14 protein-coding genes and 2 pseudogenes are annotated in these 15,839 nt (G+C 39.3%); 4 read left to right on the top strand and 12 right to left on the bottom strand.

Annotated features, from left to right (window positions below; all coding sequences use genetic code 11):
- Nucleotides 1-38 precede the first annotated feature (38 nt).
- The 9 genes and pseudogenes from AC1TO5_RS07780 to AC1TO5_RS07740 all read right to left on the bottom strand — a co-directional run bounded on the left by AC1TO5_RS07780 (nt 39) and on the right by AC1TO5_RS07740 (nt 9,181).
- On the bottom strand, nt 39-1,673 hold the full coding sequence (locus tag AC1TO5_RS07780) for a response regulator transcription factor (RefSeq protein ID WP_482062227.1): 1,635 nt from the start codon (nt 1,671-1,673) through the stop codon (nt 39-41).
- A 327-nt stretch (nt 1,674-2,000) separates the two neighbouring features.
- The gene (locus AC1TO5_RS07775; protein WP_482062226.1) at nt 2,001-2,957 is read right to left on the bottom strand and encodes a 3'-5' exoribonuclease YhaM family protein; all 957 of its coding nucleotides are present in this window, start codon (nt 2,955-2,957) and stop codon (nt 2,001-2,003) included.
- A 169-nt stretch (nt 2,958-3,126) separates the two neighbouring features.
- Entirely contained in the window at nt 3,127-3,423 is a 297-nt protein-coding gene (locus AC1TO5_RS07770; RefSeq protein WP_482062225.1) for a hypothetical protein, read from the bottom strand.
- Between the two features lie 196 nt (nt 3,424-3,619).
- Entirely contained in the window at nt 3,620-3,778 is a 159-nt protein-coding gene (locus tag AC1TO5_RS07765) for a hypothetical protein (protein WP_482062224.1), read from the bottom strand.
- Between the two features lie 105 nt (nt 3,779-3,883).
- Nucleotides 3,884-4,660, bottom strand: a complete 777-nt coding sequence (locus AC1TO5_RS07760) for a formate/nitrite transporter family protein (RefSeq protein ID WP_482062223.1) — start codon at nt 4,658-4,660, stop codon at nt 3,884-3,886.
- A gap of 57 nt (nt 4,661-4,717) precedes the next feature.
- Complete coding sequence (gene nirD, locus AC1TO5_RS07755; RefSeq protein WP_482062222.1) at nt 4,718-5,035, bottom strand: nitrite reductase small subunit NirD; 318 nt, start codon at nt 5,033-5,035, stop codon at nt 4,718-4,720.
- Nucleotides 5,036-5,037: 2 nt separating this feature from the next.
- Nucleotides 5,038-7,443, bottom strand: coding sequence for a nitrite reductase large subunit NirB (nirB, locus tag AC1TO5_RS07750; RefSeq protein ID WP_482062221.1), 2,406 nt, complete (start codon nt 7,441-7,443; stop codon nt 5,038-5,040).
- A gap of 276 nt (nt 7,444-7,719) precedes the next feature.
- Nucleotides 7,720-7,880: pseudogene (locus AC1TO5_RS07745) on the bottom strand (transposase); the annotation flags it as partial.
- A gap of 191 nt (nt 7,881-8,071) precedes the next feature.
- Nucleotides 8,072-9,181, bottom strand: coding sequence for an NAD(P)/FAD-dependent oxidoreductase (locus AC1TO5_RS07740; protein ID WP_482062220.1), 1,110 nt, complete (start codon nt 9,179-9,181; stop codon nt 8,072-8,074).
- Between the two features lie 287 nt (nt 9,182-9,468).
- Between AC1TO5_RS07740 and AC1TO5_RS07735 the strand changes: the two genes are divergently transcribed.
- Entirely contained in the window at nt 9,469-10,308 is an 840-nt protein-coding gene (locus AC1TO5_RS07735; RefSeq protein ID WP_482062219.1) for a cell wall hydrolase, read from the top strand.
- 14 nt (nt 10,309-10,322) lie between these two features.
- Here the strand turns inward: AC1TO5_RS07735 and AC1TO5_RS07730 are convergent.
- Nucleotides 10,323-10,688, bottom strand: a pseudogene (locus tag AC1TO5_RS07730) (DUF4256 domain-containing protein); the annotation flags it as partial.
- 356 nt (nt 10,689-11,044) lie between these two features.
- Here AC1TO5_RS07730 and AC1TO5_RS07725 point away from each other — a divergent pair.
- Nucleotides 11,045-12,226: an acyl-CoA dehydrogenase family protein gene (locus AC1TO5_RS07725; RefSeq protein ID WP_482062218.1), complete on the top strand. Its 1,182-nt coding sequence runs from the start codon at nt 11,045-11,047 to the stop codon at nt 12,224-12,226.
- Between the two features lie 123 nt (nt 12,227-12,349).
- Here the strand turns inward: AC1TO5_RS07725 and AC1TO5_RS07720 are convergent, their stop codons facing one another.
- On the bottom strand, nt 12,350-13,198 hold the full coding sequence (locus tag AC1TO5_RS07720) for an AraC family transcriptional regulator (protein WP_482062217.1): 849 nt from the start codon (nt 13,196-13,198) through the stop codon (nt 12,350-12,352).
- Nucleotides 13,199-13,311: 113 nt separating this feature from the next.
- Between AC1TO5_RS07720 and AC1TO5_RS07715 the strand changes: the two genes are divergently transcribed.
- Both AC1TO5_RS07715 and AC1TO5_RS07710 read left to right on the top strand, forming a co-directional pair.
- The gene (locus AC1TO5_RS07715) at nt 13,312-14,319 is read left to right on the top strand and encodes a Gfo/Idh/MocA family oxidoreductase (protein WP_482062216.1); all 1,008 of its coding nucleotides are present in this window, start codon (nt 13,312-13,314) and stop codon (nt 14,317-14,319) included.
- A gap of 11 nt (nt 14,320-14,330) precedes the next feature.
- Nucleotides 14,331-15,269, top strand: a complete 939-nt coding sequence (locus AC1TO5_RS07710; protein WP_482062215.1) for an aldo/keto reductase — start codon at nt 14,331-14,333, stop codon at nt 15,267-15,269.
- Between the two features lie 313 nt (nt 15,270-15,582).
- On the opposite strand, the gene AC1TO5_RS07705 is transcribed toward AC1TO5_RS07710, so the two are convergent.
- Nucleotides 15,583-15,807 (bottom strand): S-layer homology domain-containing protein, encoded by a 225-nt coding sequence (locus AC1TO5_RS07705; protein WP_482062214.1) that lies wholly within the window; start codon nt 15,805-15,807, stop codon nt 15,583-15,585.
- Nucleotides 15,808-15,839 lie beyond the last annotated feature (32 nt).

The raw sequence follows: 15,839 nt of genomic DNA, 5'->3' as shown, positions 1-15,839 counted from the left end.
TTTTTGTGTAACTATTCGTAGCAGTTTGTTAACGAGGATTAACGCTCCACAATGATCGAATCTCGATACTCCTGCGGGGTCATCCCTGTCGTTTTTTTGAAAAATCTTGTAAATGAATGTGCCGCTTCATAGCCAACTAGCAAAGCAACATCGCGTACCTTTAATTCACTATTACATAATAGCTCCTTAGCCTTTTTTGCCCGGCATTCATCAATATATTCGGAAAGTTTAACGCCATGCTCCTGTTTAAAAAAGCGTGATAAATAGGATGGATTGAAGTAATACATTTCCGCTAAACGAACGAGCGACAGATCTTCACTAAGATTCTCTTGAATAAACTTACATATTTTATCAATTATTAAAGTTGACCGATCCCGTTCATCAATACTTTTCAGCTTGAAAATCCGCTCTCCTAACAATTTCAAATATTGAAAGGCTTCTTGGATCGAGGTATGCTCGTCAAAGCGCATTAATTTACTATAATCACCGATAGTAGATTGCAAACCAAAGCGATTAATACAAGACAGCAGCATTAACGCAATCGAATAATATGTTTCAATTGAGCGATGAACGGAATCGTTGATTTGCAAAATAGGCTGTACAGTCTCTTCAAAGCATTCAAAAAACTGATCAGATCTCCCCGCATCTAAATGTGCATTGAGAATTTCCACTCTCGGTCCAAGTCGAAAACTTCCATTTAAATTTGATGTCATATTCTGCTCATTGCGATCAATTTGAATTAATGAGACTCCATCACCAATCTTCATCTTCTGCAAGTGTCTAAGCCGTTCATACTGATTAGACAGTTCGCCCCATGCGCATGTACGACCACTTATAGTAAATGAAATTGAGATGCCAAGTGATTCTAAGCATGCTCGCTGGATTAATTCTAAAGTTCCTTCTAAATATTTAATTAAATGATTGCTAAATTTTTCATCAGCATGTTCTGAGGTTTGAAGCAGCCATAATAGATCACCATGTTTGTCAACTAGAGTAACACTATGTATCTGCTCCCCCATAAATGAATTCCAAATGGCCCTTGTTAACGAAAACATTTCACTTTTTTCAACATAAACTGCTTCAAAGGTATATGATAAATGACCGAGTGCTAACACAACAGGAGCTTTAGCATCTAAATCTATATTCAATCCTTCAAACTCTAGCATTAATGAATCTTGATGTTGATCATTTACTTGGCTGTCATGTAGAAAATGTCTGAAATATTCCCCCTGCTCCATAAATCTTAACGTATCTATCTGTTTTTGTGATTGTTGTATTAAATTATACATTTGATTTTCAGTATTGATCTCTTGAATAACTTCCTGGACTGTTTGAGTGACTTTCGAGTAGCCTTCTGTTTTCAATAAATATCTAACATTCGACTTTTGAATCGCTTGATATGCATATTCGAACTCGCTATAGCCTGTCAAAAAAACGACTCTACATCTAGGCCAAAAAGTTCGGATCTCTTCCATCAATTCCAAACCGCTCATACCAGGCATACGTATATCGGTAAGTACGATATCAACTCTTGTTCGTGATAACCAATTCAATGCTTCTTTTGCTGAGTAGGCTTTACATATATCTAATTCATCTGACATAACTTGATTAAACACTTCGTACAATGCTTCTGTAATTATTTCTTCATCATCTACAATAAGTAGTCTGTACATTCGAATTCTACTCCTTCTGCTTAATAAGCAGTCACGGTAAGTCATTGTCTACTTATAACTTTATTACCTGCTATATTGAGCTTACACCAAACGAAATATGGTAAGCGTTTACAATTAGATGAAAAGTAATTGATAACATGATTCGGATAGAACATAACTATTGTATTCTAATTATTGGCAATGCTCCAATGTAATACAATATGCATTTATTGATTTCGTTATCTATTTTTTACTCATTATAAAACAACAGAATACCTTACCTCAAAAAACGAGGTGAGATATCCTGTTCTAGTAAGCTGATGCTGTGACGCTAGTTTAATCCGAAACTCAAAATTTCATACGATACATTGCTTTATTTTCTAAACCTCTTATCATCGGAGTCCACTCTTCAGTATCAGACATTGTATCGAGTGCATCCTCAGCCATTTGGAGCTTTGCATCTAGTGCATCGATGTGATGCAAAGCTACTGCCTCGGCAATTTGAGGCTGTACCGGGCTTCCCCACTCTCCCAAATTATGATGAGAAAGCACCAAATGCTGTAGACTAATCACTTTATTAGAATCTAAACTAATATTACAACGTATTGCAGCCTCTACAATCCAATTAGATGCCATAGAAATGTGTCCAATTAAATTCCCTTGGTTGCTATATTCAGTTACGATCCCTAGCTCCGCATTCATTTCCTCAGGCTTGGCAATATCATGAAGGATAATGCCAGCTTTAATGAGATCCATATTCAAAAATGGACGTTGACGAGCTATAAACTCCCCGAGTTCTAGCATTCTAACGATATGATAAGCAAGCCCTGCAAAATAAGCATGGTGATATGTTTTGGCAGCCGGGTAATGCATTAACTTATCCTCGACTTTGGTCACGCAAAACGATACGATTTGTCTGATTTCCTCATCCGTAATACTATTCATTACCTGCTTAATAGTATGAATAAGATCAATCGGACGGATAGGAGCGGACCGTATGAAATCCGTTATAGCTACTTGATCTTCATCCGTTACTTTACGAATTTTAATAATTTTCACTTGTAATCTTTCACGATAGGTTTGAGCTAAACCTTGGATTTTCACCAATCCCATTGGGAAAAATGTTTCTTTATCGGTTGCTGTAGCCTCCCAGTATTTTGCTGATATTTGCCCGCTAGCATCGCATAATACGATATCAAAATAATCTTTAGCTGGCGTATTATTCGTTTTTTTAATGTCTAACTCTCTCAGCAAATAAAAACCTACAAATTCCTCATTGGGTGTCAACTGATTAATAAGTGTCATGAGACCCTCCTGCATTTGTATTCTAATCCTATTAAGTTCTACTTTAATACATTATTAATATTGCTGCAAATCTATATGGACATAACAACAGAATACCTTACCTCAAAAAACGAGGTGAGATATCCTGTTTATTAGATTAGATCTTTTTCAGTGGCTTCCGTGAAACACCTCATTCGACCCCATCTTCAAAGTGTTTGTGATGATGCTTATCACCCTTATGCTTGAGATCATCAATTGTTTCCTCTAGTGTAGAAATCACTTGTTCTTTCATTTGCCTTACTGTTTCATAGAACACAATTTCTTGATCTCCAACTGGCTTGATGCCGGCAAGTGCTTGTGCAGAAACAAATCTACGGTGATAATTTTCGAACTGTTCTAGTGAGCTAATGACATGTTTGGCATATAGAGCGATGTCTTTGTTTTGACTTGGAATTTCAGTCTGCAATTTTTCGATTCGATTCATCATGATAATCATCCTCTCTTTGCAACGCTTATGAGGTTAGCTGACGGATTGGGCTGTGAGATCATTGATAATTTGAATAATACTCCCGACTTTCGAAAATGTAAATACCTAATTTAAATTGATAAAAAAACGTACAACTCCCATTTACAGGATGTTGTACGTTTAGCTATTATTGGGCCAACTCATTATTCATAAAGCATTAATCGGGGGCACGATTGGCCTTTTCATTTCCACTTTTAGCTTTACCTTGAATTTCTGGAACAGGTGCAATATCGTTTTTCGGGAAGTTCTGCTTTTTATTACTTTCAGTACTTATGTTTTCACTTGGATCTGGACGCTTCATCCCTGCTTTGGCCATGATTATCACCTCATCATTAATATGCCAACTGTCTAGAATTTTATGCATTCAATGAGCCCTGTGAAATGAGCTCATGTCTGTCTATACTATAAAGTTCTATAGCTATTATTTCCGTACAGGTGAGATTTTCCAATAGGCTAAGCCTACAAATAATATTCCTCCGACCATATTTCCAAGTGTCACAGGTAGCATATTATGCAGCCAGCCTGCAAGGTTAATTACTTCAGGATGATTAGGCAACAGCATTGCAATGCTTAGAAGCGTCATATTGGCAACACTGTGCTCATATCCGCTGCCAATAAAGGCGAATAAGCACCACCAAATCGCGAACATTTTAGCTCCTTCACTTTTTAAGCGCATACTCATCCAAATCGCTAGACAAACTAACCAATTACAAAGTATCCCTCGGAAAAACAATTCGCTAAATGGTGCCGTCATCTTTTTGGCAGCAGAACTGAAAATCAAATGATCAGCTGGTGCAGCATTAAATAGTCCTGTCGCTTTTACAAGTAAAGCAAGAATAATCGCTCCTAGCAAATTTCCGATAAATACAATGAGCCAATTTGACAACGTATCCTTTATCGTTGTTTTGCCCGATAAAGTACTAACAGTAAATATCATATTGTTTCCAGTGAACAATTCTGCCCCGGCAATAATAACTAAGGTCAGTGCGATCCCGAAGCTTGCTCCCATAATGAGCGACTGGTATGGTGAGCCCGCTTGTGCTAATGGTGCTCCAACTGAAAATATAAGTATAATTCCTAATCCAATATAGGCTCCAGCTAGTAATGTTGCAATAAAATAACCGAGCGGCTGCTGCTTCATATAATCACGCTTAACCGCACCTGCTTCTGCAATCGTTTCAACGTTTTGTTTGTACAATGATAGCTCTCCTTTACGCTAGGATCTAAGCCCCTAACTGTTCAGATGTCATACTCGCTATACTATTATATATACTTTGTCATCCTCAATTGACGTCTCATACGTAGCTACGCATCCCTTATCTGGCTCTTGAACCTTTCCATCGAGCAAGGAAACTTTGTACTCATGAAGTGGGCAGAACACATATTCACCAGAAACAATACCTTCAGCAAGTGGCCCATTTGTGTGAGGACAAACTCCGCCAATTGCCTTAATGCGATCATCTAACAAGCGAAACACTGCAATTCTATTACCATCTACAATAATTTCACGTCCAACACGCTGCTCCAGCTCATCAAAATTCACAACAAATATTTTCTGCTTGACTTGAGTCATTGTTAACCTCTCCCCACTGTATAGAGTTCTTTTTCCATATTTTCATTGTTGCGTACGGTGGTCCAAGGATCATTGCGTTTTCCAGCAACTGCCTCATCAAGCTCTGCAAGCAAATCCTTGCACTGTACCTGGTCTAGCAGGACAGATTTGATATGATCGAAGCCAAGTCTTTCGATCCACGGTGCAGTACGCTCCGTATAGATTCCAGTTTTACGATAGTATTGAAGCATTGCTCCACAAAGATCAATGACCTCTTGCTCAGTCTCGACCGTCGTTAGTAGCTGTGCCTCCTTTACTTCAGTACCACCATTTCCACCGATATAAATTTGGAAACCGTTCTCTAGTCCTATGACACCAAAGTCTTTCACTCCACTCTCTGCGCAGCTGCGTGGACAAGCAGAAACTCCCATTTTAAACTTATGTGGTGTGTCAATATACTCAAAACGCTCCTCTAGCTTAATACCTAATCCCATGGAATCCTGCGTACCAAATCTGCAGAAATTAGCACCGACACATGTTTTGACAGAGCGCACTGCTTTGGCATAAGCGGAAGCTGACGTCATATCCAGCTCCTCCCAAATATCGGGCAAATCTTCCTTCTTCACACCATATAAGCCAATACGCTGACTACCTGTTATTTTAACAAGCGGTACTTGATATTTGTCTGCAACCTGAGCAATTTTCAGCAATTGCTGTGGCGTTGTTTGTCCGCCTCGCATTCTAGGTATAACAGAGAAGCCACCATCTTTTTGGATGTTGCCATGCATACGTTCATTAACAAAACGAGATTCTTTTTCATCAATATGTTCTTTCGGGAACGTAACATGCAAGTAGAAATTAATTGCAGGACGACATTTGGTGCATCCTTCAGCGTTGTTGAAGTTTAACTCCTGATATACCTCTTGCGTTGTCGTTAAGCCTTTTTCATGAATCTGCAGGACGATTTCATCTCTTGTGAGATGAGTACAAGCACATATTCCAGTAGGTGCCGCTGTAACCTTATCTCCAATCACATGAGCTAATAGCTCACCGATGTCTGGTTTACATTTACCACAAGAATTTCCCGCCTTTGTGCAACGTGTCACCTCGGCAACAGATGTTAATTGCTGAGCATGAATCGCTTGAACAATCGCGCCCTTCGTCACACCATTACAGCCACACACTGTATCAGCATCATCCCATTCTGCAACACTCATACTTGCCTCATCCCCCGCAGAAGCCAGCAGAGTTACAGCATTAAGCGTCGTAATATCAATCCCATTGCGCAGCATTTTATAGTAGCGATTTTCCTCTGACGTATCGCCATAAAGAACGATACCAACTACTCGATTATTTTGTATATATAGTTTTTTATAGCTATTAGCTAGGCCATTATAAGCTTCAATTGATTTAACATCATCACTTTCAATTATAATTCCTGCTGAGAAAAGATCACACCCGGATACTTTTAGAGAGGTGGAGACAGTACTACCTCGATACCCCTCTGTTGCTCGATCTGTTAATACATCCGCCAGAACTTTTCCTTGTTCATAAAGTGGCGCCACAAGTCCATATATTTTATGATTATGCTGGGCGCATTCACCTACAGCATAAACACCATCAGCACTCGTCGCCATAAAGTCATCGACAACAATCCCTCGCTCAACGTTCAGGCCAGCTTCATGGGCAAGCGCTGTTACTGCTTTAATCCCAACGGACATTACAACCAAATCCACCTCTAGAATACTACCGTCGCTAAATTCAATCGCTTCTACTTTTGTTGTACCTAATATTCGAGCTGTTTTTTTCTCCATCATAAATTTGATGCCTTGCTTTTCCAAATCCTTTTTCAGCAAATGTCCTGCTTGCTCATTCAGCTGGGTTTCCATTAACCATTTTTCCAAATGAATAACGGTTACCTCCATGCCTTGGTCAATTAAACCTTTGGCTGCTTCAAGCCCTAACAAGCCACCGCCAATTACTGCTGCTCGTTTGCAGTTTTTTGCCGCCTCAATCATTTGAATCGTATCATCAATCGTGCGGAAGCCCAGCACTCCTTCAAGCTGTGCACCTTCAATTGGTAAAATAAAGGCTCTTGAGCCTGTAGCAATAATACATTTGTCATACGTTATACATATTCCACTCGCTGTCGTTACTCGTTTGTTTGATGTATCTATTTGTACAGCAGGATCGTGGTGAACAAGACGAATGCCATTATCCTTGTACCATTGCATTGGATTAGTAATGATCTCATCGACCGTCATTTTTTTCTGCAATACATTGGATAACATAATGCGATTGTAGTTCGTGTATGGCTCTTCGCCAATAATCGTTATTTCATATTTGGTAGAGTTACGTTCCAATATTTCTTCAATCGTTCTTACCCCAGCCATGCCGTTTCCGATTAGCAACAGTTGTTCAGTTATCATAGCAATCCTCCTGCTCGTGAAATAATTCACTTATATTGTGATAAGTTTCACATTTGATAATTTGATGATATCATGTATTTGGAAATTCGTATATTAGGGAAATCCCTAATACAAATATCACTTACTAAGTTTCCGATACTATTGTGTTAAGAAAAACCGTCAGAAAAATTTACCTGACGGTCCTTTTTAGGTTTTGCGTATGTCCGTAACTTTGTATTCATATCCACGAGCTGATTTTTCTAATTTTTCGCACCTTAGACTATAATTTTATAGTCCACGAGCGAATTTAGGTACTTTGCTAGGATGAATAACCTCATCTTCAGGTGCCATATCTAAAAAGTATTTAAAGGACTTGTCATATTTAGAACGTTCTACACATCCACATCTGATACATCGAAGATGGATTTCAGTAATAAATATTTAAACATTCGAATAGGAGGTACGGTATGTTAAGTAACTTAAAGTCCTTTGTTCACACTGAATAATCAACTCATGTCTCAATCAATTCAGAGACGTCAATAGATTTGTTCTCCTTGAGTTGATCTATAATCTGCTGGTGTCGCCGCTGCACAAACAATTGTATGTCCTCCGTTCTATGTAGCTAATATTTCTATAGTATCAAATGTATTTATTCTACTGCATAATCTTCAAGCTGAATATCTACCTGTTGATTCATAGCTAGCTTGGCTAGCTGCTCACCAAGAAATGGTCCCATCGTTAATCCCGATGACCCTAGTCCATTAGCGACAATGAGTTTATCCCATCCTGAAACCCTTCCTAGCACTGGTAGAAAATCTGCAGTAAATGGACGGAATCCTACTCTCATCTCATTTAGGCTACAATTGGCAAGACCAGAAGCCGTTTGAATACCTTTATTTAATATCTCTTGCATCCCACCTGCAGTTACAGAAGTATCATAACCTACTACGTCATTTTCATGAGTAGCACCAATTACGATACGCCCGTCAGCAAATGCAAGTAAATATTGATCTGTTGGCGGCATTACAACTGGCCATAGCTCTGTACTGGATTGGTCGGCAAGATTCAAATGCATTATTTGAGCCTTTTGATAATGCACTTGAAGCATAATTCCAAGCGGATGAAGTAATGCATTGGACCAAGCACCAGCGCATACAATGACCTCATCAGCTTTCATTATTTGTTGTCCTACTCTAACACCTATAATTGCATGATGATCATGCTCTAGAATAGCATCTCCTTCAATCATCTGTGCACCGTTACGCTGTGCTGCTCTTAGTAAAGCGTTTCTCAATTCACGTCCATCCACTCTTGCTGCACCTGATACATGAAGTGCGTGATAACCTTCCGACAATAATGGAAACTTTTCCTTCGCTTCAAGATCTGTTAGCATCGTAAGTTCACCTATTTCAGGGGCGTCCTCTCTGCGAAGTTCCGCTCTTTCTTTCATTGCGGCTAACTTTTCCAGATCATTATGAACACATATCGCGCCTACTTTTGCATAGCCCGTGTTAATCTCTCCTGCTTCCTCTAGCTCCTGAATAAGTGAAGGATAAAAGCCTGCTCCAGCTTTAGCAAGACGATACCATGCTTTATTTCTACGTTGTGATAACCATGGACAAATAATCCCCGCTGCTGCATCCGTTGCTTGTCCTGCATCTTTACGATCTATAATTATGACATCAGCACCTAGCTTACTTAACTGATAAGCTGCTGAAGCTCCTAAAATCCCTGCACCAATGACAATAACCTTTTTCATGTCCGAATTCCTTTCTGCCCAATATGAGTTAGGTTTATTATAACGTATCTCTATTATGAACAATTTCCAAATATTTGCTCATATACTATTAGAATATCTTCATTTTTATCAGAATAAATGATCAATAATTCGAGAAGAATCTGCTTACTGCCCTGTTTTTCATTATTATAACCTCGATACCTATTCTCATTTTCCCTCTTTTTCCAGTAATTTGATTACCAAAATTATCGTACAATGGTGCAATGAGGGAGGAGATTGTCTTGTTGAATAAACGTTACACTATGCCTTTGGCTCTATTATTGATTATTGTCTATGTTTGGCTAACGCCGCACGCTTCGGCGCAATCACTCAGCAATACGACGGTATATGTCGATGGACAGCGGATCTCGACAACTGCTATTGTACAAAACGGACTACAGCTTGTTCCAGCATCATTTTTTCGCCGTCTGAACGTCTCGGTTAACTGGAGTGAGCGATATCGGGCTGCCGTACTCAAAACTGATACGATTGAGATCGGTTTTCCCGCTGGCAAACGTTATTCCGATTATCGACGTGATGGGAAGTCAACATGGTTTCGGGATAGCTTGGTTACACGGACAACGCTAAATAAAGGAACAGCATATGTTCCTTTAGCCTATACTGCGAAAAAAATCGGATTGCATATCCATTACAATTCTCAATTACGCGCAGCGGTAATTACAACGGGAAATGATACAAACCTCGTGTTAGTAAATTCTGAACAGCCATCTGCAGAAGATTTGAAGTGGCTGTATCAAATAACCGAAGCGGAGGCAGGAGGCGAAACCTATGATGGTAAGGTAGCAGTCGCCGCATCAATCTTGAACAGAGTCGATCATCCTGATTGGCCTTATTCTATCATTGATACAATATTTCAGGTCGAATATATAAACGGCCGTTCATACTATCAGTACTCTCCGGTATTGGATAAACGTATCTATACGGTGACGCCAAGTCAAGAGTCCAAACGCGCCGTTCAAGATGCAGTAAACGGCTCCGACCCGAGTCTGGGAGCCGTCGTCTTCTATAATCCGGACAAAACATACAATAAATGGGTACGAAGCCGTCCTACCACAGTCAAGATCGGTAATCATATGTTTGCAAAATAGTATCATGCATTGAATAGCTTAATGCCCATAGCAGTTGCCATTTCAATAGCACTAGTTTCAGGCTTATGTTGTTTTCTTGACTCTAGTGCTTCATTGTCATAACAAACACTTCTACGTCCTTTTGGACTTTCTGCTGAACAGTCATAATAAACGTATTCTCCAGTCGCTTCATCATAACTAACGACATCTGGTTCACCACCGGTTCTTTCCATTTCATATAATGACCATAGTTTTTCATTATTAGCTTCAAGCTCTTCTTGTACTTTAGACCATACCATTTCAGTGTGGCGGTTCATGTTTTTATCAAAACGAGCTTTCAATATTACAAGCAGTTCTTTACTTTGATCAAGTGAAAACATCATCTTTTCATTATTCATCATGAAACTTCCTTAATATTAGCTAACCATCTTATAATACCATATTGTTATAATTCCATTTCAATGCTATCTTCACTTTGTCCTATAGAACCCTTTAGTGATCAGCCATATTGGGAATAAAATCTCAAATATCCCCCCCGGAATAAACAAAACGAATCCAGGATCAAATCCGATTCTTGGAAATATTAAGAATGCTTCAATGTTAAAGCGATTATATCATAATCATCGATCGTTCCTTCATTCAATTTCAACAGCAGAATTTTCACAATAAAAAATTTATTCTATCAGCACTTGCTTGAACCCATTAGAAATAACAGGGATAATAAGAATAAATTCACCTACTAAAAGGATGATACGATATGCATACGCAAGAATCGATGTTTGTTCGTAATGAAGAGCAGAAGAATAAAATGAAGTTGATAAGTAACCTAGCCGATTCCTTTATCGAGGAGGCGCATAGGGCTGATATGGAAAATCGTTTCTCATATGCTCATATTGAGGCGTTACGTAGAATTGGCTATCCAGCTTTCACCGTACCGAAAGCATTGGGTGGACAAGAGATATCTATCTATGAGCTCGTCCTCTATCAAGAACGATTAGCCCAGGGAGATGCTGCTATTGCCTTAGGCATTGGTTGGCATTTAAATGTAATGTATGACTTAAATCATCGGCAACTATGGTCTAAGGAGCAGGTAGAAAAGTTAAATAAAGCAGTTGTAGCACAACAATTGATTGTTAATCGCGCTGCAACAGAAAAATCAACAGGAAGTCCTCAGCGCGGCGGTATGCCACAAACCACGGCTATAGCATTATCCGATGATACCTTCCAAATTAATGGTCGTAAAACCTTTACATCATTATCACCCGTACTAGATTACTATATTGTTACGGCTAGATATGGAGAACGAACAGTAGAATTTATCATTCCTCGTCATACAAAAGGAATAACGATAGATCCTACATGGGATGTTGTTGGTATGAAGGGAACTGCTAGTCATGATCTCGTATTGGACAACGTCATCGTCTCTATGGAATCCTTAGTCTACTACTATCCAAGCGAAAGAAGCTCTGTAGCTAGCCCTTCTCTATTGCATATCCCTGCCTGCTACCTAGGCATTGCGCTGGCTGCTAGAAAAGAAGCACTTCGATTCGCTAAAGAATATCAGCCAAGCACATTATCTCAACCTATTCTGTATACACCTTCAGTAACTCAGCAACTTGGTCAAATGGATCTTGAGCTTCATGCAGCTCGACATTTTCTCTACGGCGTTGCGCAGCGCTGGGATACTAGGGATAGGAATCAGGAAGATTCTTTCTTTATCCCTGAGCTTATATCTGCTAAAGTATTTGCTCAAAAAGCTGCAATGTCGGTTGTTGATATCGCGATGAAAATTGTTGGTGCGCATAGTCTTGCGGTTAGTCATCCATTACAGCGCTTATATCGTGATGTTCGATTCGGACTACATAATCCACCAATGGAGGATATGGTTATTACGAATTTAGGTAAGCAAGCTATTCAAGAGGCTGAGTCACATCTATAGTTTAGCTAACTGTAAGTTCGCAAACAGACTTACAGTTTTTGTTTTTGCACATGTTTAAACAAGGACTGGCATCACGCTCCCCCTTGTTTATCCACATATCAATTTTATTCATGCGGCGAAGGTTTAGTTTTCTATCGTCATTGCATAGAGCTCTCGGTAAGTTGTAGGAGTTATTTTCTCATATTCCATAAACCTTTTATTGAAATAGCTAACACTTGGGTAACCCGCTTCATTCGCGATTTGACCGATGGAGCAATCATGACGCTCCAGCAACCATTGCTTGGCGATTTGCAGTCTACATCTTGTAATAAACTCCATTGGTGTAATCGACATCGTCTGTTTGAATAACTTGCAAAAATAGTGAGTGCTCACATCCGCTTTGCTTGACCAATATTCGAGCTCGAAAGGTTCTGTAGCAGAAGATTGCATATCGGGAAGCAAATCCAATATCTTTTTATTAGTTCCCCCTTGTTTCCGCTCTGTTAAAGGAATCGCTTGTTCAATAAAATTAACAACTAATGCGTACGTCCTAGCAGATAATTGGGTCGGATTAAGCATTAGATTTGTTTCCGCCTCTAGCATCAACTCATCATGTAGTTTAATCCACGGCTCGATTTGCTTTAAAGTCCACAGTTGACCTGGTTTAATATTATTGCTTAGTAAATAGTCCTGCAGTTTATCTCCATAAAAGTGAATCCAACGAATATTCCAGGGCTGATCCTTACTCGTATAGTAACGTTGCTCCTGTTGAGGATAGTAAAAAACAGCATCTCCCGGACCTAGTATATGTTCAACGCCATCTAACTTAACAAAGCCATAGCCCGATTCAACAACATGAATATTAAAACTAATCACTTGATTCGGTTTACGATGTATCTCGTGATCATGCTCTGAGATGTAATGACCTACAGATTCAGGATATATGAAATAAATATTTTCAGATCGTGTAACCATATGGAATTGACGCTTCAAATAGATTCACCTCGATGACAATTTAGTTTCATTCATAAACAAAATACTATCATTTTCTTTTTAATACAGTAGAAGTATAATCACAATATACTACTAATTAAGGAGTGAATCAATTGTCTAATCGAAAGCTCAAATGGGGAGTTTTAGGAAGTGCTCAAATTGCAGTACATTCAGTTATTCCAGGCATTCTTCAATCACAATTCAATGAAATAGTAGCTATTGCAAGCAGAAATTTAGAGAAAGCCCAAGAAACTGCCGCTAAATTTCAAATTCAAAAAACATACGGTTCATATGAACAATTACTACAGGATCCAGACATTGATGCTGTTTATATACCACTTCCCAATCATTTGCACTATGAATGGACAATCAAGGCAATTGAAGCAGGAAAACATGTCTTATGTGAAAAACCTTTAGCATTAAATGCAGAAGAGGCAGAGCGAATGGTACGTGCCGCCAAAGAAGCAGGAGTACTATTAGCAGAAGCGTTTATGTATCGTTATCATCCAAGATATAACCAGATTAAAGAGATTATTGATAGCGGACAAATCGGCGAAGTAAGAGGGATTCGTAGTGCATTTACTTTCAATAATGCTAATGATTTGAACAATGTACGTTATCAAAAAGAATGGGGTGGCGGAGCTATTTACGATGTTGGCTGCTATCCAATCACAGCCGCGAGATTGCTGCTAGGCAAAGAACCCAAGGCCGTTACAGTCCAAGCGCAGTTTTCCGAACGTCATGGCGATGTAGATATGATGGCTGCAGGTTTAATTGAATTTGAGGGTGGAGTTTCCCTTCAATTTGACTGTGCCATGTGGTCAGCTTTCCGTAACCCACTTGAGGTGCTAGGATCTGAGGGAATCATCGAAGTTCCTTCTGCTTTCATAACACCAACCGAAGAAAGTAGTCACTTCTATATTATAAAAGGCGACGAAAAAAATAAAGTAACGGTACCGTTTCTAAATCAATATTCATTGCAGGCAGATGCATTTGCTAAGGCAGTTCTTCAAGGGAAGCCACTTCCGTTCGATGCAACTGATGCGGTTTACAATATGAAGATTATTGATGCTGCAATCGCATCAGCAAGAGAAAAAACGAGAGTAGAACTTAGCGAATAGAGGTGTATTAAATGGAATTTATACAAATTGCAGGATGCGTTAAGCCAGTTTCTAGATTGATGAAGGGTACTGATTACTTTTTACATGATAACTATGAGCTTGTTCAAAAGAATATGGATGCTTTTATTGCAATCGGCGGCAATTCTTTGGATACTGCACATATATATTGCGGTGGCCAAAGTGAAGAAGTGATTGGTAGGTATTTAGAAGACCGAGGGAATCGTGATCAATTAGTCATTTTGACAAAAGGTGCGCATCATGATCAAAATGGTCCCCGTTTAGCTAAAAAGGATATTGCATATGATCTATCGCTTAGCTTAGAAAGATTACGAACAAACTACATTGATCTCTATGCTCTTCATCGTGATGATCCCAATACACCCGTAGAACATATTATTGATGCATTAAATGAATATGTAGTTGCTGGTACAGTGCAGGCTATCGGCACTTCTAATTGGACTTGGCAGCGTATCCAAGAAGCCAATAACTATGCAAAGCGTGCAGGCTTAACAGGCTTTACATTCAACAGTCCTAACTTAAGTCTTGCCAAGCCCAATGAACCGTTTTGGAAAGATTGTGTTTCCGCAGATATGGAAACCTGCAATTGGCATGAAGAGGTTCAAATACCTTTACTTTCATGGTCTTCACAGGCTAGAGGCTTCTTTACAGGTCTGTTTTCACCAGAAAATCGCGACAATGCTGATTTAGTTCGTGTATTTTATAGTGATGCGAATTGGGAGCGTCTAAGTAGAGCAAAGCAGCTTGGAGAACAAAAAGGACTAACTGCGATCCAAATTGCGCTTGCTTATGTGATGAACCAGCCATTCCCGACTTCTGCATTGATTGGCGCGCGCAGTGAAGCTGAGCTGACATCCTGCAACGAAGGAGCAATCGTACAATTAACAAAGGCTGAAATGGATTGGCTTGATCTAACAGCGGATCATATATAGTAATCGAAGTGATAATACTCATAAAATGGCGAAACGGGAATATTTCTCTGTATCGCCATTTTTCAGAGATTAGTATATGCTACATCCAAGATCTGCTTCCAAGCATGATTCCTTCTTAATTATTGTAATCTGCAACAAGTGCCGTAATAACCGTACCTATCGCTTGAATCCAACTACCTACAGCATTCACATGTATTCCTTCTTCCGTATTAGAGATAGTTAATCAACAAAAAGAAGTTGCCCCAAATGGGACAACTCCTGCTAGCTAAACTCTATAAACATTTATGAAAACCGCGATCTTTCTTGATGATAACTATTGAACATTCCAAAGTCGTAACAAAGTAACCGCAGCTTCCGCTCTTGTTGTTATACCAAAAGGTACAAATGTATTATGTGTTCTACCTGTTAGAATGCCCTGCTCGCGAACTGCCTGGACATGTCCCTTAGCCCAATGGGGAATACTTATATCATCCGAAAATGAGGTCGATTGATTACTACTATTCTGCCAGTTCACAACCCGTGCGATTATGGCTGCCATTTCTATCAGTTTTCGCCGAGAGGACTTCCACT

The organism is Paenibacillus sp. Y930 (assembly GCF_056786375.1).
Note: the sequence above shows the minus strand (reverse complement) of the source record. Positions and strands in the feature narration are given on the sequence as shown.

What these genes read in the sequence shown, in the direction of transcription:
- AC1TO5_RS07780 (WP_482062227.1), bottom strand. Translation starts at nt 1,673, where the DNA reads ATGTACAGACTACTTATTGTAGATGATGAAGAAATAATTACAGAAGCA.
- AC1TO5_RS07705 (WP_482062214.1), bottom strand. Translation starts at nt 15,807, where the DNA reads ATGGCAGCCATAATCGCACGGGTTGTGAACTGGCAGAATAGTAGTAAT.
- nirD (WP_482062222.1), bottom strand. Translation starts at nt 5,035, where the DNA reads ATGACTCAAGTCAAGCAGAAAATATTTGTTGTGAATTTTGATGAGCTG.
- AC1TO5_RS07770 (WP_482062225.1), bottom strand. Translation starts at nt 3,423, where the DNA reads ATGATGAATCGAATCGAAAAATTGCAGACTGAAATTCCAAGTCAAAAC.
- nirB (WP_482062221.1), bottom strand. Translation starts at nt 7,443, where the DNA reads ATGATAACTGAACAACTGTTGCTAATCGGAAACGGCATGGCTGGGGTA.
- AC1TO5_RS07740 (WP_482062220.1), bottom strand. Translation starts at nt 9,181, where the DNA reads ATGAAAAAGGTTATTGTCATTGGTGCAGGGATTTTAGGAGCTTCAGCA.
- AC1TO5_RS07775 (WP_482062226.1), bottom strand. Translation starts at nt 2,957, where the DNA reads ATGACACTTATTAATCAGTTGACACCCAATGAGGAATTTGTAGGTTTT.
- AC1TO5_RS07725 (WP_482062218.1), top strand. Translation starts at nt 11,045, where the DNA reads ATGCATACGCAAGAATCGATGTTTGTTCGTAATGAAGAGCAGAAGAAT.
- AC1TO5_RS07765 (WP_482062224.1), bottom strand. Translation starts at nt 3,778, where the DNA reads ATGGCCAAAGCAGGGATGAAGCGTCCAGATCCAAGTGAAAACATAAGT.
- AC1TO5_RS07710 (WP_482062215.1), top strand. Translation starts at nt 14,331, where the DNA reads ATGGAATTTATACAAATTGCAGGATGCGTTAAGCCAGTTTCTAGATTG.